Source organism: Nonomuraea terrae (assembly GCF_004348995.1).
GTDB lineage: Bacteria > Actinomycetota > Actinomycetes > Streptosporangiales > Streptosporangiaceae > Nonomuraea > Nonomuraea terrae.
Window position 1 is genome coordinate 1 of the sequence record NZ_SMKQ01000207.1, and the last position, 16,195, is coordinate 16,195.

Consider the following 16,195-nt stretch of genomic DNA (forward strand, 5'->3'; position numbering starts at 1 on the left):
AGGGTGCCAAGGGCTGGTCCTCGGCGCGTGAGGCTCGCCTGGCCGTCTTCAAGTGGATCACCCGCTACAACACCCGCAGGAGACATTCCGCCATCGGCTACCTCAGCCCGATCGACTACGAGCAGCAGACCGTCGATAGGGTGCTGCTCGCCGCATGACAACCGGTGTCCACACCTCGGGGTGAGCCCCCCTCCATCCTTTCCAACCGATGAAGTCTCCATCAATCCCGGCGCAGTTCAAGCCGACCAGCTCCCGGTACGAGAGCGCGGCGCGCGGCTGGCTCAAGCTCAAGCACCGCGCCAGCGCCGAGGCGGTCGTCGGGGGCTACGTCGGCCACCCGCGGCGGCCGAGGGGCCTCATCCTCGGCCGGTACAACCGTGCGGGCCAGCTTCGCGTCGTCGGCCGCACCACGCATCTGAGCGCGCAGGCCGCCGCCGAGGTCGCCCCCCTGCTCACCCCGGCGGCCGGGGAGCACCCGTGGCCGGCGGCGCTTCCTCCTGGCTGGGCGGCGAGTCCGTACGGCCAGCGCGATCCCATCACCTACACGCAGGTGCAGCCGGATCTAGTGGTGGAAGTCTTGGTGGACACCGCTAAGGACGGGGACCGGCACCGGCACCCCGTCCGCTACCTGCGGCCGCGCACGGACCTAGACCCGGTGCTCGTGGTCGGGCAGTAGCGGCTGCGCAGGGTCATGCGGTTCCGTAGTCAGCGTTGGCCTGGGGTCTTGGGGTACAGCGGGATGCCTTGCTTGCGCAGCCATGCCTTGAGAGCGGTTTCCACGATGTCCTGCGGGCCGGTGGCGGTGTCCAGGCAGGCGATGGTGAGCCGGTCGTCCGTCTGGCGGGTGATGCGCGGGCCGATGGGCACGTCATCGACCTCTTCCGCTGCCCGGCGGGTGCGCCTCTTCACGCTGCGCTCCCGCTTGGGGCGGCTGCCGTCCGGGTTGCGGGGCGGCTCGGCGTCGGCGGGGATGCCGAGGAAGTCGAGGTAGTCGACGAGCGCGGTTTCGACGATGCCGGAGATTCCAAGGCCGGTCTGCTCGTTGGCGTAGGTGAGGCGTTCGTTGGTTTGGGGGCTAATGCGGACAGCGAGGGTGGGTTTGTCCTGGCGGCTTTTGGTGCGGGGGCGAGATGCCGCTTGCCGTTCCGCTTGCTTGACCAGTGCCTTCCGGGCGGTCGCGGCTGTGGTTGAGCGGGCCATGGTCGGCGGCATCTCCTTGGCGAGCGGGCGTGTGGTGTCGCCACCTACCTTTCCGTGCTTCGGTTCTTTCTGCAAGTGACGTTGCTTGCGCGTCGGGCGGCGAGGGGGCGGCGGGCGCACGCGAAACGCACGTCTGGCGTGGCTCTGAACGTGCGTGTACGTGACGCTCAGAGCCAGCGTGAGCGTTGTTAATCATGGTTTGTGTGTGGTTGGTCGTCGCGCGCGTTGTGGCCGCTCAGAGCGCGTTTCAGCACGCCACAAGGGTCGTTGCGAATTCAGAATGAACGTGCAAGAATGATGCAAGATCCAAACGCAAGCGAGCGTGAGTCCTCCCAGCTCATGCAAGCAAAACAGCTAGCAACCAACCCAGAGAAAGGCACGCACGTGACCACCGCTGCCCCAGAGAAGACACTCGACCGCATCCGCAAATACCTCGCCATCGCGGAGCACCCCAACACCGGCCCCGAGGAAGCCGAGACCTTCCGCGAGCGCGCCTACAACCTCATGGCCAAGCACGGCATCGAACGCGCACACCTCGCCGCCGCCGGCCAGATCACCGACGAACTGAGCAGCTGGGCCCTCGTCATCGACAAGACCCACCAGGCCGAACGCATCCACCTCCTCGCCTCCATCGTCGGCCCCAAGACCTGCCGCGCCGTGCAGTGGAAGGTCAACGGCGTGACGTACGTCATGGTCTCCGGCTACCAGAGCGACCTCGAGGTCGTGAAGATGCTCTTCGCCTCCCTGTCGCTGCAGATGGCCAAGGAAGTCGCCAACGTCAAGCCCAGCGGACGCAAGAGCCTCAGCACCGCCCGCAAGAGCTTCATGGCCGGGTTCGCCAGCAGCGTCTTCGAGAAGCTGCGCCAGGCCAACAAGGCCGCCACCGCCGAGGCCGACAGCACCAACACGGGCCGATCCACCGAGCTCGTCCTGCGCGACCGGCAGGCCGCCGTGGACGCCTACTACAAGAGCAAGGTCCCCGCCACCGGCGCCGTCAAGTCGCGCCCGATCGGCGACCCTGACGCGTTCCTCGCCGGTCGCGAAGCGGGCGAGCGCGCCGACCTCGGCGGCGGCGCCCGACTCGGCTCCAGCGGACAGCGCGCCATCAGCGCCTAACCGCACCCGGGCGGGCGCCACCCAGCGCCCGCCCCTTCACCCCAACCCAACGAAGGAGAACCGTGGACATCCAGAACACGGCATCGACCTGCACCGTCTGCAGCACACCCATCCGCAACCTGGCCACGGACGGCCGCCCCGACGTGTGGGGCCACACCCGCAAGCCGCAAATCACCTGCTACTACCCGATCCCGCCCTACGAGGTTGCGGAGGCGCTGCCCCGCGAGACCCGCAAGATCCGGATCCGGGTCGAGGAGCGGGTCACCTACGAGGTGGAGAGGGAGATCAAGGTCCACGTCGGCGTGACCCAGGACGAATTGGCCGACTACCTCGCCCTCAACGACGACGAGTGGGGCGAGGACATCGAGGAGCACTTCTTCAGCGCCCGCGACCGGGAAGTCATCAGCGACTGCACGTTCTTCACCGACGACGCCGGCTACCTCGCCAACCTGGCCACCGGCATCGAGGTGTGCCCCAAGTCGATCACGAAGTGGCTGACCATCGTCTGCCCGGTGTGCGGCGTCCAGCCTGCCGAGGACGACACCGCGCACCAGAACGTCGGCTACTTCGTCGGCATCGCCTGCAACGGGCAGCGCCTCGTGGACCCCGGCTGGCTTCAGATGGACGGCACCAGCTGGACGGACTGGACCGAGCCGCAGCCTGCTGACGCAAGCGGAAAGGCTGGCGTGTGATGGCACCTCGGATCGTCGTGAAGATCGAGCCGGTCGACGTCAACGGCGAGCGGCGGCACCAGGCCGTCTGCCACACCCCCGGCTGCACGCTCGGCGTCGACGGCGGCGTGTGGGCCAGCCCGCCCGCCGTGGTCAAGGCCGCTTCGGAGGAGCTGGCCAAGATCCACCGGAGCGACCACCGCAACGCCGAACGACGGCCGATCTCCACCGCCTCGGCGGCGAAGCGGCTGGCGCAGGACACCCAGCAGCCCGAATGACCATCCGGGTGGCCCGGCCGCGCGCCGGGCCACCCGCCCCCCATCGAGGAGCAACTGTGATCAGTTACGCCGACGCCAGACGCGTCGCAACCTTCGCCGCCGAGGTCGCCCAGCACCTCCCCGGGAAGTTCGAGGTGCAGACGTTCCCCCAGAAATGGGAGCGGAAGGCCGTTGTCCTGGTCGACGGTGACGAGCGGATCGCGCTCGTGCACCGCACCGTCAGCGAGTCCTGCAAGGACAGGATCTCCTTCATAGGGCTCCGGCTCGACGCCGACCTGTCGAAGCCCACGTGCCTGTCATCCCTGACGCGCCGGTCCAGCCACACCACGGCGTCGCTGACCCGTCCCCCGAAGGCTGTGGCAGCCCAGGTCAGCCGCAACCTCCTGCCGCACTACCGCACGCAGATCGAGTCGCAGAAGGGAATGGAAGCCCAGCGTGAAGCGCAGCGGGTGTTCAGACAAGCCGAGGCCACGCTGATCGCCGCGCAGCTGCCCGGCGCCGAGTACATCCCCACGCAGACCAACCGCTTCTTCGACAGCGAGATCGTCAGGTTCGCCGGCCCCGGTGGCGCCCACGAATCCCTGTCCGTCTACTCCAGCCGAGGCGGCTTCAGCTACACGCTGACCTTCGGCCAGAACGCCGCTTTCATGGCGGACCTGATCGCACTGATCAACAAGCACTCCGGCTCGGCCCCGGAGCCCCGCGGGTGAAGTGCGTCGAGTGTGGCCAGAAGAACCGGCCCTGGACCAGACAGCACGTGGTCGAGTTCTCCCTCTGCCAGCACCCCATCTGCGTGTACGGCGAGGAGTGCCGGACGGTCCACATGCGGACCTGCGTGAGCTACTGCCGCGACGTCGGCCGGACGCCTGAACCCCACCCGCGCGACCTCGCCCGCCAGGCCGAGGCCGCCGCCATGCCCCAACAGCTCGACCTGTTCGCCGAGCGGTAACCCTCTACAGAAAGGACACCCCCGTGACGAAGTACGTCTACCTGGACACAGAGGAAACCCACCTCGACACCGAGTTCGGCCACCTCTGGGAGGCCGCGTTCATCGTCCGCGACACCGACTTCCTCGACGGCGGCGACCTGGAGTTCTGGTGGCAGGTGAGGCCCGACCTCACCACCGCCGACCCCAAGGCGCTGCAGATCAGCAAGTACTACGACAGGAGCCTTGTCTCCCATCTGCAGGTCGGACTCGGCGTGCAGCTGACGTGCGGCACGGAGTTCGACGACACTCCCGAGGGCACGGTCACGAAGAACGTGACGGCGGCCGACATCGCGCTCCAGATGGCCTACCACCTCGACGGCGCGACGATCGTGGCGAACAACCCGCGCCACGACCGGGACTTCCTGCGCGCGTTCCTGCACGCCAACGGGCAGGCGTTCACGGCGTCGCACCGGATGGACGACGTCCGGGCCATGATGAAGGGCTACGTGTACGGCCGCCTGGCCGCGGCCGGCGGCAAGGTGGATGAGGCGTTCACGGGCGAGGCCGCTCATCACGTACGGGACTGGCTCGAAGGTGCCACCGACGTGCTGGCCTGGGAGATCGTCGGCGTCCACCAGGACCCGGCGACCAAGCACACCGCGCTCGGCGACGCCCGCTGCGTCCGGGACGTGGCCGACGGCATCACCCACGGAATCCTCAGATGAGCGCCGACATGGAGGACTCGCAGGAATTCGTCTTCTGGGGGCCCGGCGGCTACGTGGAGAACGCCGTCGACCCGGCCGACAGGGTCGTGGTCGACGGCGAGCACTACGCGATCGGCGGCGACACCGGCGGGTTCCGTGGGCACGGCGGCCGCCGCTTCGACATCGAGTGGTTCGACGGACGGACGGCCACGACGCGGAACCTATGGCATCAGGGCACCGTGCCGGCCGAGTGGCGGCACCGGTACCCGGACAACGCCCGCTTCGTACACCATCACCGGAGGTATCAAGTAATGACCAGCCCCCGCGACACCAGCAAGACCGACGCCCTGCTGCTCCTGGCCGACGCCATGGGCTCCGGCGGTATGGAGGGAGCCATCCTCCGCATGGAAGCTGACGGGCAGCGCGAGTTCGTCAACTCCGAGGTCATCCCCACCAAGATCACGGGGGGAAGCGAGGCCGACCTGACCGCGCTCGGCTTCCACCTTGGCGAACAGGTCGAGGGCGACCCCCTGTTCCGCCGCGTCACCCTGCCGGACGGGTGGAAGAGGGAAGCCGCTGACCACTCCATGTGGTCGTACATCATCGACGGCCTGGGCCGCCGCCGAGTCTCCGTCTTCTACAAGGCCGCGTTCTACGACAGGCGCGCGGGCCTGTCGATCAACACGGTGTACAGCTACGTTGGCCAATGCCTGGACGAGAAGGTCCGGCCGATCTTCGACGACGTGTGGGCGACTCAGGATGCCGTGAGAGGGGCGGTCGTCGCGCAGCTGGCCGAAAGGGCCGACTTCCTGGCGATGTACGAGCACCGGGAGGACGAGTACGGCCGGGAGCGTGCCGCGGAGCTGAAGGCGGAGATCGCTGCCTGCCAGGCACTCTACGCCGAGGTGACGGGGGGCGCCGCCTGATGAGCGTCGACCTGGCCCACCTGGGTCTCACCGACGAGCAGGTGCGCGAGCTGGTCAAGCTCGCCGCCGCAACCTGCGCGAGCACCGCGTGGGAAGAGCCGAACCCGCTGAACTGGGCGCTGGACTTCTTCGACGCCCCCGAGGCCCTGGTCGAGACCGGCGTCGCCGTCTGGGACCAGATCGACGACAAGTACGGGGCGGTGTGATGGGCACCTCGACGTGGTCCGAAGCGGTTCGCGTGCTGGCCGACGAGCTGGGCCGCAGCGGGGTGCCAGGACTCCCCGAGGAGGAAGACCGGCTGCATCTGGCTGACCAGCTGCTCGTGGCGCTGGAGGTCAGGAAGTACACCGTGGCGAAGCGGACCATCAGCGCCGAGCCGACCCCGCCCCAGCCTACGGTCATCTCGGCGAGCAGGCCCGTGACCGTGGACGAGCTCCACTCCGACCCCGGGATGGTCGTACAGCGGCACACGACGCACGAAGAGGGCTCCAACCACGTGGAGACCGAGCTGCCGTGCTGCAGGCGTCGCATGACCTTCCCCGCGGACTCCGACCTCGAGGTCGATGTGGTGTGCCAGTTCGATGGGCTTCGCTACACGCTTCGGCTCGCGGAGGAGTGGGACGGCGGCCTGCTGGCGTGCTTCGAGGTGGGAGGCCCGGTGATGCTGGCCAAGCGGCGCCCGGCCAAGAGGAGGGCGCGATGAGTACCAGCCTCGGCAGGTATGGCACGCCGCGGGCGGAGACTGAGGTCCTGTCCGCCGTCGTCAACGACGACGTTGACCACGCCCGCGCGCTCCTGCAGGAGATGACTCCCACCGAGCGGCACGCCCTGGAGCACCAGTGCGAAGAGGTCATCAACCTCCAGGTCCTGCGAGAGGACGACGAGTGAGCAGCGACGACATGCCCTACCGCAAGTACCTGTGTGGCGAGTGTCCTTGGCAGCTGAAGGCGCCGCCTGGGAAGTTCCCCGCATCGCGGTACGAGCAGCTGCGCTCCACGTGCCGGCGGGACGCGGCCGGGATTCCGCCGCTGCCGGGATCGCCGATGTTCGGCTGTCACGTTGGTGAACCGGGCACGGGCGAGGACCTGGCCTGCGCGGGCTGGCTGGCCGTCGAGGGCCACAACCACATGGGGGTCCGGCTCGCGGTGATGGACGGCAGGCTGCCCATGGAGGCGCTGGACCGGGGCGATAACTGGCCGGAGCTGTACCCGTCGTACGAGGCGATGGCAGAGGCGAACGGAGCCGCTACCAGGGAGGACGTACGGTAGTCCGTTAGCGCGAGCCGTATTGCTGGCATCAGCGATACGGCTCGCTTCCCCTCATCGGACTGCGGAAGGACCACGTCGTTGCCCGAGACCACGAACCCGCTGTGCATTGGCCCTCGATGCCGACGGGGTGAACCCCGCCAGGCAGCGGCCGGCCGCCTCATCTGTGAGACCTGCACGACCAGGCTGCGCCGCGACGTGGAGATCACGCCGCAGCTCATGCGGTGGCTGGAGCAGCACAAGACGCCGGGGCAGGGCGACAGCGACCGGGTGTCGGGGTCGCAGGAGGCTGGCACGCCGACGCGGCTCGATGTGCTGTCGATGCTGCATGAGGGCGCGACGCCTATCCATGGCGACGATGACGACCAGGTGGGCCCGCCGTCGATCCCGTCGACGCTCAAGGGGTGGGCGTGGCTGATCGCCGAACACCGCGGCCTGGTCTACCCGCAGCGGGCCGACGTCGAGGAGCTGTCGGCGTGGCTGCTGCGGCACCTGGATTGGGCGACGGGCCAGCCGTGGATTGACGACATGATCGGCGAGGTCGGGGCGTTGCGCCGGTGGGCGCATGGGCTCGCGCCGTGGGCTGTTCACGTGCAGGAACTCGTCGGGCCGTGCCGGTCGTGCGGCCTGCGGGCGCTGATCCGGACGGCGGGGGAGCGGTACATCGAGTGCGACGCCCGCGAGTACGTCGGCGGGTGCGGCGCTCTGTGGACCTGGGAGGAGTACGAGGAGCACGTGGCCGAGTTGGTGGGTCGGCGCCGCCAATCCCGCAAGGTGGGAGCGAAAACGAAACGAGGTATGGCAGAATGATGTTCATGAAGAACCCCGGGAGGCTCCCCCCGAAGGAGCAGAGAGCCGAGGCGGAGCAGGCCCTCCTTGAGGCGGCCCGCGCCTACTACGAGGCTATCGCTGAGCCGACCAGGAAGTTCCAAGAAGCCCTCGCCGCTGCGGCGGGCCCACCCGAAGGTGTGCCCGCCAGCGACAAGAAGTCCCTGGTCACCCGCCGCCGCATGGTGGAGATCACCAAAGAGGCCGACCCGGCGGGGGAGGGCTTCACGCTCTACACCATCTTGAGAATCCTCAAGGAGGAATAGGTTCCTACCGAACCGTCATCGGGGAAGCTCCGGCAGAGGCCGGAGCTTCCCGCGTTTCAGGGCTCGACGGCGCGGAGTCGTCGAGGACTTCGCAGCTGGGAGCTGTGATCGAACTCCGGATGTCCATGCCCTGCTCTAGCCCTAACGCGTACGCCTGAGTGGCCTCACCGATAATGCGTTGGAAGGTCCGCGCCGCGACGATCACCACGGTGAACATAGTCGCCACGATCGCGAAGCTGTGCAGCCACAGCAGGTATATCGCGGGGTAGGTCAGGGTCGGCGGGTTGAGGATGACCCAGCTGGTGGCGGCCCCCGCCGTGAACCAGCCGAGCACGGTGACGGTCGCGGACAACGCCAAAGCGCGGTTGGTGCGCAGCATAGGAAATCCCCCAGTGGTGACCTTGGGTTACGGGTCACAGCCAGTTTTTTGTTGCGTAGTGAATGAGCTGTCCTCGGGTGGACACCCCTGCCAGTTGGCGCATCCGCGCGATGCGACGGCCTACGGTCCGCGGGGAGGCCTCACACACGCGGGCGATCACCTTGTCGGTTTCGCCGGCGACGACCTGCTGCAGGATCCTGCGGTCCTGCGCGTCCAGGTCGATGGGTGCGCTGGAGACGTCGATGTTGTACGGGACCGCCTTGTCCCATTCTTCCTCGAAGCGGGCGATCTGCCCGGCGATGAGCGGAGGCGACTTGATCATCAGCATGGGCAGGCCGCCCCGCTCCTCCTGCGGCGTCAGTGCGACAACGTTGTCCACGATGAGCAGCTTCGTCGGCAGCCGGTCAGTGAACCGCACCTCGGCCCCACCCCATCGCAGCGTGGCGCGCAGGCCCTCCATGACCTCTGGGTTGGACATGACCTCTCGCTCGTACACCACTCGCCGGCGGCAGTTGTTGGCGCTAACGGGGTTAGAGCTCCGCTCGGGCGGGTGAGCCCCGGCCATGGGCAGGAACGGCGACGTTATGAGCTGCATCCAGTCCCGCCTGGCGGTCTTCTGCAGCGCGCCGAAGACGCTGGTGAGCTCTTCCCTGCTGGTCAGCTTGGACAGGGGCTCGCCCGCGCTCTCATAGTGGGGGCTGGCGTCGTAACGCTGCTCCAGGTCCTGCATGAGCTGCTTGAGCCGATCCAGGGTGTGAGCCGCTTCCGAGAGAGTCGGGGCGAGCGCGTGACGTGGGCGCCGGGCGCGCGGCGGGTCGCCGATCACGAATCCCTCGCCGCGCAGCCACTCCAGGGTCTGTTCCGGGTCTGGCACAACGTCAAGCAGGTTCTCCGCTCGGGTAGGTCCGTGGTCGATCAGGTACTTGTACAGACGCAGCTCATCGCTGTCGTCCATGGTCAATGGCACGAGAGGTCCTTGGGAGGGGGGTTGTTCTGGTTGAGGAGATCCGTTGATGAACCGCCTCTGCTGGGTTGGCTGGGTTCGGCCTTGCTACATGCCGCCTGTGCTGGTGTTGCTCTCGGCCGGCTTGCTGGTCGTGGAGGGCGTGGGCAAGGCCGTGGAGTCCGGCGCGGGGATGGTGGTGACGGTGACGGTGGTAACGACGTTGGTCTTGGTGATCACTTTGCTGCCGTCGGGATTGGTGACCGTCTGGGTGGACGTGGTCACGGTCTTGGTGACGCCGGGGCTGGTCGGCGTGATGCGCGGCATGTGGCGTCGGGGAAGAAGCGGGCGTCGCCGCGAGTGCAGCGGGAAGCGCAGCGAACGGTGCAGGAGCAGAAGGACCGGGATCGGCGGCTCGGCGGGAGGTGACGTGAAGCGCTACTTGTTGCCCGGGGTCGCGTTGGTCTGGCAGGCTCGCCGCCATGACGAGACACGGCGATCAAGGCGGCTGGGCCGCAAGCGACGACGCGGGCGGCTGGGCAGCGAGCGTGGGTGGCGGTGTCCGCCACTTCGGCGGCATGCGGCACATGGGCGGCTGGTAGCTCGTACGGCAAGACAAAGGGCCCGAACCTCCGAAGAGGGGTTCGGGCCCTGGCGCACGATGCAAGCGTAAATGCTTGCATCAAGCTGCGGAGGCGGTCCTGCTCGTCCGCGCTCGCTGGCGCTGGGCGCGAATCAACGCCTCCCGGTCTGTGACGGAGATGCGTCCCGGCCGGTGTGCCTGCCTGGCCGCTTCGGCGGGGGAGAGGGCGTCACGTTCAGCGCGGGCGCGGGCCAGGAGCTGGCCAGCTGACGCTAGCGCTTTTGCTCGCATGGTGTGGGATGGGTTGGCTTTGGAGAGGGGAGAAGTGGTCACGTGTTGATGATAGATCGCTGGCCCGGTGGTTCGGGCCGGGTGTCGCGGTGATGAAGATCTGCCCTAATCTCGTCGGTGTGGTGGACGCGGGCTCGGAAAATGTCGCTACTAATTTGAGCGCAGTACTTGAGCGCATCACGTACGCCAACGAGGAGACCGGTTACACCATCGCCCGCGTGGCCACCGACCGGTCGGGGGCCGAGCTGCTCACCGTCGTCGGGCCGCTGCTGGGCGCGCAGGTCGGCGAGTCGCTGCGGCTGCGCGGCCGCTGGACGTCCCATCCCCGTTACGGCCGCCAGTTCGAGGTCTGGTCCTACACCACCGTGCTGCCGGCCACCGTGCAGGGCATCCGCCGTTATCTCGGCTCCGGGCTGATCAAGGGCATCGGCCCCAAGATGGCCGAACGCATCGTCGACCACTTCGGCACCGACACCCTCGACGTCATCGAACAGCACCCAGAACGCCTCGTCGAGGTGCCCGGCCTCGGCCCCAAACGCACCAAGATGATCGCCGCCGCGTGGGAGGAACAGAAGATCATCAAAGAGGTGATGATCTTCCTGCAGGGCGTCGGCGTGTCCACCTCGATCGCGGTGCGCATCTTCAAGCAGTACGGCGAGGAGTCCGTCACCGTCGTGCGCAGCCGGCCGTACCAGCTGGCCGACGACGTGTGGGGGATCGGCTTCAAGACCGCCGACACCATCGCCCAGGCCGTCGGCATCCCGCACGACAGCCCCGAACGCGTCAAGGCCGGCCTGCGTTACACCCTGTCGCAGGCAGCCGACGACGGTCACTGCTACCTGCCGGCCCCCAACCTCGTCGCCGACGCCGTCAAGATCCTCGACGTGCCCGCCGACCTCGTCGCCGCCTGCCTGGAGGAGCTCGTCGAGGCCGAGGGCGTCGTACGCGAGCCCGTCCCCGCCGGCGACAACGTGGTGCCGGCCGTCTACCTGCCGCCCTTCCACCGAGCCGAGGTCTCCCTGGCCTCCGGGCTGCTGTCGCTGCTGCGCGCCGGCCACGACCGGCTCAAGGCGTTCGCCGACGTCGACTGGGAACGCGCCGAACGCTGGCTGCACGGCCAGACCGGCGCCGACCTGGCCGCCGAGCAGCGCCAGGCCGTCCGCCTGGCCCTGACCGAGAAGGTCGCCGTGCTCACCGGCGGCCCCGGCTGCGGCAAGAGCTTCACCGTACGCTCGATCGTGCTGCTGGCCCGCGCCAGACGCGCCAAGGTCATCCTGGCCGCGCCTACCGGCCGCGCCGCCAAACGCCTGGCCGAGCTGACCGGTCACGAGGCCACCACCGTGCACCGCCTGCTGCAGTTGCGCCCCGGCGGCGAGGCCACCTTCGACCGCGACAACCCCCTGGACGCCGACCTGGTCGTCGTCGACGAGGCGTCCATGCTCGACCTGCTGCTGGCCAACAAGCTCGTCAAGGCGGTCGCGCCCGGCACCCACCTGCTGTTCGTCGGCGACGTCGACCAGCTGCCGTCGGTCGGCGCGGGCGAGGTGCTCAAAGACCTGCTGGCCGCCGACGACGTCCCCCGCGTCCGGCTCACCCAGGTCTTCCGCCAGGCCGCCGAGTCCGGTGTCGTCGTCAACGCCCACCGCGTCAACACCGGCCGCCACCCCGTCCTGGAGGGCATGAAGGACTTCTTCCTGTTCCCCTGCGAGGAGCCGGAGGAGATCGCCGCCCTCACCGTCGACGTCGTCGCCCGCCGCATCCCGCGCCGCTTCCGCCTCGATCCGCGCCGCGACGTGCAGGTCCTGGCCCCGATGCACCGCGGCGCCGCCGGCGCCGGCGCCCTCAACGCCGCCCTGCAGGAGGCCCTGACCCCCGCCCGCGAGGGCATGCCGGAGCGCCGCTACGGCGGGCGCGTCTTCCGCGTCGGCGACAAGGTCACCCAGCTGCGCAACAACTACGACAAGGGCGCCAACGGCGTGTTCAACGGCACCGTCGGCATCGTCACCGACCTGCGCCCCGACGAGCACAAGCTCACCGTCCTGACGGACGAGGACGAGAGCGTCGAGTACGCCTTCGACGAGCTGGACGAGCTCGCCCACGCCTACGCCGTCTCCATCCACCGTTCCCAGGGCAGCGAGTACCCCGCGGTCGTCATCCCGCTGGCCACCAGCGCGTGGATGATGCTGCAGCGCAACCTGCTGTACACCGCCATCACCCGGGCCAAGAAACTCGTCGTGATCGTCGGCTCGCGGCGGGCCCTGGCGCAGGCCGTGCGCACCCGCGGGGCGGGCCGCCGGCACACCGGCCTCACCCACCGCCTGACCCGCCGGTGACCTGCCCGCACACCAGCAAAAGTGACGGAAATGTGACCGAACATCCCTAATTGATTCGGCGTCTTACGAACAGGAGCATTAAGGTCTTTGACGTACCTTTAGGTACCGCTGGGAGAGGACTGCCTTGAACGTCGCGCCCGCTCGAAGGAGAACCGCCACCGCGCTCGCGCTGCTCACCGCCGCAACGCTGACGGCTTCATGTTCGAGTGGTCCCGCCGCGCAAGAACCCGTCGGCCCCGACGGCACCACCGTGGCCACGCCGCAGGCCCCCACCGTCCAGGTCACCCCCGCCGAGGGCGCCAAGAAGGTCGGCCTGGACAAGAAGATCGTGGTGACCGCCGCCGGCGCCGCACTCGAGGACGTCACCGTCGAAGCCGACGGCGAGACCCTCAACGGCACCTACAACGCCGACCGCACCCGCTGGACCTCCAAGACCGCGCTCAAGCCGTCCACCAGCTACAACGTCTCCGCCAAGGCCGGCGTCACGAGCGTCACCAGCACGTTCACCACCGCCAAGCCCGAGCGCGCCCTCCAGATCGCCGACGTCACCCCCAACCGCAAGGGCGAGACCGTCGGCGTCGGCGCCCCCATCATCGTCACCTTCAACCAGCCCGTCTCCAACAAGGCCACCATCGAACGCGCCCTGGAGATCGAGGCGGAAAAGCCCGTCGAGGGCGCCTGGCGCTGGATCAACGACACCGTCGTCATCTACCGCACCGAGAAGTACTGGCCCGCCCACCAGAAGATCACCTTCAACGCCGACATCACCGGCCTGAAAGCCGGCAAGGGCCTGTGGGGGGTCAAGGACTACTCCGCCACCCTCGAGATCGGCGCCAAGCAGATCAGCAAGGTCGACGTCGACAAGCACATGATGTACGTCTACAAGGACGGCAAGCGCGTGCAGACCATGCGCATCAGCGCCGGCATGGCCACCACCCGCGAGTACACCACCACCTCCGGCGTCCACCTGACCATGGAACGTGCCCACCCGGTCCGCATGATCTCCCCCGGCCGCAAGAAGGGCGACCCCGGCTACTACGACGTGATGATCGACCACGCGGTGCGCATCTCCAACTCCGGCGAGTACGTCCACGCCAAGGACAACGTCTGGGCCCAAGGCGTGCGCAACGTCAGCCACGGCTGCATCAACGCCCGCCCCGACCAGGCCAAGTGGTTCTACGACAACATGCAGCGCGGCGACGTCGTCGAAGTCACCGGCACCGACCGCGAGCTCGAATGGAACAACGGCTGGGGCTACTGGCAGATGTCCTTCGCCGAATGGAAGAAGGGCAGCGCGCTCAAGGGCGAGCAGGCATGAGCGCGCTGCGCATCCGTCCCGGCGGCCCCGCCGACACCCCCGCCGTCCTGGCCATGTTCGACAGCGCCGTCGCCTGGCTGGCCGCCTCCGGCCGCACCGGCCAGTGGGGCAGCGCCCCCTTCACCGGCAACCCGCAGCGCACCCGCCAGGTCGCCGCCTGGGCCGCCGGCGGCGGCATGCGCATCGCCCAGGTCGGCGACGAGCCCGCCGCCTGCATCGTCGTCGGCGCCGCCCACGACTACGTCCCCGCGGCCACCGAACCCGAGCTGTACGTGCAGGGCCTGGTCGCCGACCGCCGCTTCACCGGCCACGGCGCCGGCCGCGCCCTGCTCGACTGGGCCGCCGGCGAGGCCCGCGAGCGCGACGCCGGCCTGCTGCGCGTCGACTGCTACGCCGGCGGCGACGGCCGCCTGGTCGCCTACTACGAAAGCTGCGGCTTCACCCGCGTCGCGCCGTTCACCGTGGGGGAGTGGCCCGGCATGCTCCTGCAGCGCCGCCTGGCCTGACCGCGGCCGACTCAGGAAAGAACCCGCCCGCGACCCCATCTCCAACGGGCCGTCGGCGATGGACGTCCACGACATCCGCGAGTCCCTGGACGGCGCCTATGCATCGAAGGATGCAGCCCGAATCTCCTCACCAGGCCGGAAGATCCGCGGCAGGGCGCCTCCTAGCGTTGACCGCATGCAACCCGCACGCAAGACCCTCCTCACCGGCCTGGCCACCTTCACCGCCGGCACCGCCCTGTGGCTGTTCGGCTCCGACACGCAGACCTTCATCGTCACGCCGTCCAAAGTCGGCGTCGTGCTGATGGTCCTCGGCGGTCTGGAAGCCGCGTGGGGCCTCTACAAGACCGTACGGCGCTAACACGGGGCCGCCTCCGTCCGCCGCGCAGGCCGAACGCGGCAGACAACCGCCACCCGGCCCGGCTCAGCCTGGCACGTCCATGCGCTGCGTGCCGATCATCGACAGCAGCCGCAGCGCCTCCTCCGACGGAGAGCCGGGATCGGCGGTGTAGATGACGACCCGCTGGTCGCGGTCGGTGATGTCGAGGACGTCGCAGTCGAGGGGTGATGGGGCCGATCAGCGGGTGGTTGACGGTCTTGCGCATAGCGGGTTCGGCGCGTACGTCGTGGGAGGCCCGCAGCCGGACGAACTCCGCGCTGCCGACCAGAAGCTCGGACACCAGTCCCGCCACTTCGCAGGCGCCGGGGTAGCGGGCGGCGGCGGCGCGCAGCCGTCGGGCCGTCTCATGGGCGAACACGGACCGGTCCGCCTCCGCCAGGGCGGGCAGCCCGGACTCCTCGAGACGCGACCCGAGGAAGGCGTACCGGATCAAGTTGCGGTCGCGCGGGGGCAGCGCGGAGAAGTCCACCATGAGAGCGGCCGCCAGGTCGTTCCAGGCGATCACCTCGTAGGTCGCGGACAGCATGAACGCGGCGGCCTGCGGCAGCCGGTCCAGCAGGGCGAGGATGTTGCGGTGCACCTCGCGGCACGGGCCGGGCGGTGGGCCCAGCGGTGCGCCGGCCAGGTGGTGGAGGTGGTCGCGTTCGGCGTCCGACAGGCGCAGCGCCCTGGTCAGGGCGGCCAGCACCTCGCGGGATGGGCGGCTGAACGCGCGGACCTCGCTGCGGCGCGCGGCCGCGCCGGAGGAGGTGGCCGAGGCCGCCGCCTGGCTGCTCAGCGACCCGCTCTTCCTACGTGACCGGGGCGGTGCTGCGGGTGGACGGCGGCCAGGGTTGAGCGGGGAGAACGGCCAGGTCGAGAGGACTCGGGAGGCATCGCCATGCTCTCGTGGCTAGGGCATTTCAGCTATGCGCGCAGGCGCGCGTTACTGATCGCGGCGGCCTTGTTCGTGGTGCTCGCCGACGTCTTTCGTCACGCACAGTTACTTTGCCCCTGGTGACGTCAACCCGAGCACCGACCCTCTACGCCACCATGGACGAAGCCCGCTTCGACGACCTGCACACCGTCTTCACCCCCGACGCCACCGTACGAACCGCTGGCAGCCTCGCCCAAGGCCGCGACGCCGTCATCGCCCAGGCCACCCGCACCCACGCCACCGAACGACACGCCTCGTCCAAAAAAAAAACGATAAAAAACCCTGAGTCTAAGAGACAACCTGCGGACACGTAACCCATCTACGACATTAACAACACCAGTGCCCGG

25 protein-coding genes and 1 pseudogene are annotated in these 16,195 nt (G+C 68.7%); 20 read left to right on the forward strand and 6 right to left on the reverse strand.

From position 1 onward, the window contains the following. Together E1286_RS38675 and E1286_RS38680 are read left to right on the forward strand one after the other, a co-directional pair. Window positions 1–158, forward strand: a 158-nt coding sequence (locus tag E1286_RS38675; RefSeq protein ID WP_223189684.1) for an integrase core domain-containing protein, incomplete at its 5' end; no start/stop codon positions are given. Window positions 159–208: 50 nt separating this feature from the next. Then, a complete protein-coding gene (locus tag E1286_RS38680) occupies window positions 209–676 on the forward strand; it encodes an ATP dependent DNA ligase (protein WP_132620899.1) in 468 nt (155 codons plus the stop codon). Between the two features lie 29 nt (window positions 677–705). Here the strand turns inward: E1286_RS38680 and E1286_RS38685 are convergent, their stop codons facing one another. Beyond that, on the reverse strand, window positions 706–1,275 hold the full coding sequence (locus E1286_RS38685) for a hypothetical protein (RefSeq protein ID WP_132620901.1): 570 nt from the start codon (window positions 1,273–1,275) through the stop codon (window positions 706–708). A 309-nt stretch (window positions 1,276–1,584) separates the two neighbouring features. Between E1286_RS38685 and E1286_RS38690 the strand changes: the two genes are divergently transcribed. From E1286_RS38690 to E1286_RS38750, 13 genes are all read left to right on the forward strand, one after another. Then, window positions 1,585–2,316 carry a DUF2786 domain-containing protein gene (locus E1286_RS38690; protein ID WP_165970106.1) on the forward strand — a complete coding sequence of 244 codons (732 nt, stop codon included), beginning with the start codon at window positions 1,585–1,587 and terminating at the stop codon, window positions 2,314–2,316. Between the two features lie 62 nt (window positions 2,317–2,378). Beyond that, a complete protein-coding gene (locus tag E1286_RS38695) occupies window positions 2,379–3,008 on the forward strand; it encodes a hypothetical protein (RefSeq protein WP_132620905.1) in 630 nt (209 codons plus the stop codon). After that, window positions 3,008–3,265, forward strand: a complete 258-nt coding sequence (locus tag E1286_RS38700) for a hypothetical protein (protein WP_132620906.1) — start codon at window positions 3,008–3,010, stop codon at window positions 3,263–3,265. The genes E1286_RS38695 and E1286_RS38700 overlap by 1 nt, the downstream gene beginning before the upstream one ends. Before the next feature lie 56 nt (window positions 3,266–3,321). Beyond that, complete coding sequence (locus E1286_RS38705) at window positions 3,322–3,975, forward strand: hypothetical protein (protein ID WP_132620908.1); 654 nt, start codon at window positions 3,322–3,324, stop codon at window positions 3,973–3,975. Continuing rightward, on the forward strand, window positions 3,972–4,214 hold the full coding sequence (locus E1286_RS38710) for a hypothetical protein (protein ID WP_132620910.1): 243 nt from the start codon (window positions 3,972–3,974) through the stop codon (window positions 4,212–4,214). The genes E1286_RS38705 and E1286_RS38710 overlap by 4 nt, the downstream gene beginning before the upstream one ends. A gap of 23 nt (window positions 4,215–4,237) precedes the next feature. Next, a complete protein-coding gene (locus E1286_RS38715; protein WP_132620912.1) occupies window positions 4,238–4,918 on the forward strand; it encodes a hypothetical protein in 681 nt (226 codons plus the stop codon). Further along, on the forward strand, window positions 4,915–5,823 hold the full coding sequence (locus tag E1286_RS38720; RefSeq protein WP_132620914.1) for a hypothetical protein: 909 nt from the start codon (window positions 4,915–4,917) through the stop codon (window positions 5,821–5,823). Before E1286_RS38715 ends, E1286_RS38720 begins: the two co-directional genes overlap by 4 nt. After that, a complete protein-coding gene (locus E1286_RS38725; RefSeq protein ID WP_132620916.1) occupies window positions 5,823–6,029 on the forward strand; it encodes a hypothetical protein in 207 nt (68 codons plus the stop codon). Before E1286_RS38720 ends, E1286_RS38725 begins: the two co-directional genes overlap by 1 nt. Then, window positions 6,029–6,526, forward strand: a complete 498-nt coding sequence (locus E1286_RS38730; RefSeq protein WP_132620918.1) for a hypothetical protein — start codon at window positions 6,029–6,031, stop codon at window positions 6,524–6,526. Before E1286_RS38725 ends, E1286_RS38730 begins: the two co-directional genes overlap by 1 nt. Then, a complete protein-coding gene (locus E1286_RS38735; protein WP_132620920.1) occupies window positions 6,523–6,711 on the forward strand; it encodes a hypothetical protein in 189 nt (62 codons plus the stop codon). Before E1286_RS38730 ends, E1286_RS38735 begins: the two co-directional genes overlap by 4 nt. After that, the gene (locus tag E1286_RS38740) at window positions 6,708–7,091 is read left to right on the forward strand and encodes a DUF6283 family protein (protein ID WP_223190827.1); all 384 of its coding nucleotides are present in this window, start codon (window positions 6,708–6,710) and stop codon (window positions 7,089–7,091) included. The genes E1286_RS38735 and E1286_RS38740 overlap by 4 nt, the downstream gene beginning before the upstream one ends. A gap of 195 nt (window positions 7,092–7,286) precedes the next feature. Further along, window positions 7,287–7,898, forward strand: a complete 612-nt coding sequence (locus E1286_RS38745) for a hypothetical protein (RefSeq protein ID WP_132620922.1) — start codon at window positions 7,287–7,289, stop codon at window positions 7,896–7,898. Next, the gene (locus E1286_RS38750; RefSeq protein WP_132620924.1) at window positions 7,895–8,182 is read left to right on the forward strand and encodes a hypothetical protein; all 288 of its coding nucleotides are present in this window, start codon (window positions 7,895–7,897) and stop codon (window positions 8,180–8,182) included. Before E1286_RS38745 ends, E1286_RS38750 begins: the two co-directional genes overlap by 4 nt. A gap of 4 nt (window positions 8,183–8,186) precedes the next feature. Here E1286_RS38750 and E1286_RS38755 read toward each other — a convergent pair whose 3' ends face one another. From E1286_RS38755 to E1286_RS38765, 3 genes are all read right to left on the reverse strand, one after another. Continuing rightward, the gene (locus tag E1286_RS38755; protein WP_132620926.1) at window positions 8,187–8,561 is read right to left on the reverse strand and encodes a hypothetical protein; all 375 of its coding nucleotides are present in this window, start codon (window positions 8,559–8,561) and stop codon (window positions 8,187–8,189) included. A 34-nt stretch (window positions 8,562–8,595) separates the two neighbouring features. Beyond that, window positions 8,596–9,516, reverse strand: a complete 921-nt coding sequence (locus tag E1286_RS38760; RefSeq protein WP_132620928.1) for a helix-turn-helix domain-containing protein — start codon at window positions 9,514–9,516, stop codon at window positions 8,596–8,598. A 96-nt stretch (window positions 9,517–9,612) separates the two neighbouring features. Then, the gene (locus E1286_RS38765) at window positions 9,613–9,831 is read right to left on the reverse strand and encodes a hypothetical protein (protein WP_132620930.1); all 219 of its coding nucleotides are present in this window, start codon (window positions 9,829–9,831) and stop codon (window positions 9,613–9,615) included. A 639-nt stretch (window positions 9,832–10,470) separates the two neighbouring features. Between E1286_RS38765 and recD2 the strand changes: the two genes are divergently transcribed. The 4 genes from recD2 to E1286_RS38785 all read left to right on the forward strand — a co-directional run bounded on the left by recD2 (window position 10,471) and on the right by E1286_RS38785 (window position 14,893). Beyond that, window positions 10,471–12,711, forward strand: a complete 2,241-nt coding sequence (recD2, locus tag E1286_RS38770) for an SF1B family DNA helicase RecD2 (RefSeq protein ID WP_246075531.1) — start codon at window positions 10,471–10,473, stop codon at window positions 12,709–12,711. A 124-nt stretch (window positions 12,712–12,835) separates the two neighbouring features. After that, the gene (locus E1286_RS38775) at window positions 12,836–14,029 is read left to right on the forward strand and encodes a L,D-transpeptidase (RefSeq protein WP_132620932.1); all 1,194 of its coding nucleotides are present in this window, start codon (window positions 12,836–12,838) and stop codon (window positions 14,027–14,029) included. Beyond that, on the forward strand, window positions 14,026–14,535 hold the full coding sequence (locus tag E1286_RS38780; protein WP_132620934.1) for a GNAT family N-acetyltransferase: 510 nt from the start codon (window positions 14,026–14,028) through the stop codon (window positions 14,533–14,535). The genes E1286_RS38775 and E1286_RS38780 overlap by 4 nt, the downstream gene beginning before the upstream one ends. Before the next feature lie 175 nt (window positions 14,536–14,710). Next, complete coding sequence (locus E1286_RS38785; RefSeq protein WP_132620936.1) at window positions 14,711–14,893, forward strand: DUF5708 family protein; 183 nt, start codon at window positions 14,711–14,713, stop codon at window positions 14,891–14,893. Window positions 14,894–14,956: 63 nt separating this feature from the next. On the opposite strand, the gene E1286_RS51800 is transcribed toward E1286_RS38785, so the two are convergent. Further along, a complete protein-coding gene (locus tag E1286_RS51800) occupies window positions 14,957–15,073 on the reverse strand; it encodes a hypothetical protein (protein ID WP_342776311.1) in 117 nt (38 codons plus the stop codon). 82 nt (window positions 15,074–15,155) lie between these two features. Further along, a pseudogene (locus E1286_RS51805) lies at window positions 15,156–15,458 on the reverse strand (MmyB family transcriptional regulator); the annotation flags it as partial. 506 nt (window positions 15,459–15,964) lie between these two features. On the opposite strand from E1286_RS51805, the gene E1286_RS38800 reads away from it, so the two are divergent. After that, window positions 15,965–16,162, forward strand: coding sequence for a nuclear transport factor 2 family protein (locus E1286_RS38800; RefSeq protein WP_132620938.1), 198 nt, complete (start codon window positions 15,965–15,967; stop codon window positions 16,160–16,162). The last annotated feature ends 33 nt before the right edge of the window (window positions 16,163–16,195 follow it).

Bases quoted from the DNA above. Each gene is read 5' to 3' on its own strand.
- recD2 (WP_246075531.1), top strand. From the start codon at position 10,471: ATGAAGATCTGCCCTAATCTCGTCGGTGTGGTGGACGCGGGCTCGGAA.
- E1286_RS38755 (WP_132620926.1), bottom strand. From the start codon at position 8,561: ATGCTGCGCACCAACCGCGCTTTGGCGTTGTCCGCGACCGTCACCGTG.
- E1286_RS38735 (WP_132620920.1), top strand. From the start codon at position 6,523: ATGAGTACCAGCCTCGGCAGGTATGGCACGCCGCGGGCGGAGACTGAG.
- E1286_RS38765 (WP_132620930.1), bottom strand. From the start codon at position 9,831: ATGCCGCGCATCACGCCGACCAGCCCCGGCGTCACCAAGACCGTGACC.
- E1286_RS38800 (WP_132620938.1), top strand. From the start codon at position 15,965: ATGGACGAAGCCCGCTTCGACGACCTGCACACCGTCTTCACCCCCGAC.
- E1286_RS38725 (WP_132620916.1), top strand. From the start codon at position 5,823: ATGAGCGTCGACCTGGCCCACCTGGGTCTCACCGACGAGCAGGTGCGC.
- E1286_RS38750 (WP_132620924.1), top strand. From the start codon at position 7,895: ATGATGTTCATGAAGAACCCCGGGAGGCTCCCCCCGAAGGAGCAGAGA.
- E1286_RS38680 (WP_132620899.1), top strand. From the start codon at position 209: ATGAAGTCTCCATCAATCCCGGCGCAGTTCAAGCCGACCAGCTCCCGG.
- E1286_RS38700 (WP_132620906.1), top strand. From the start codon at position 3,008: ATGGCACCTCGGATCGTCGTGAAGATCGAGCCGGTCGACGTCAACGGC.
- E1286_RS38730 (WP_132620918.1), top strand. From the start codon at position 6,029: ATGGGCACCTCGACGTGGTCCGAAGCGGTTCGCGTGCTGGCCGACGAG.
- E1286_RS38760 (WP_132620928.1), bottom strand. From the start codon at position 9,516: ATGGACGACAGCGATGAGCTGCGTCTGTACAAGTACCTGATCGACCAC.
- E1286_RS38720 (WP_132620914.1), top strand. From the start codon at position 4,915: ATGAGCGCCGACATGGAGGACTCGCAGGAATTCGTCTTCTGGGGGCCC.
- E1286_RS38785 (WP_132620936.1), top strand. From the start codon at position 14,711: ATGCAACCCGCACGCAAGACCCTCCTCACCGGCCTGGCCACCTTCACC.
- E1286_RS38780 (WP_132620934.1), top strand. From the start codon at position 14,026: ATGAGCGCGCTGCGCATCCGTCCCGGCGGCCCCGCCGACACCCCCGCC.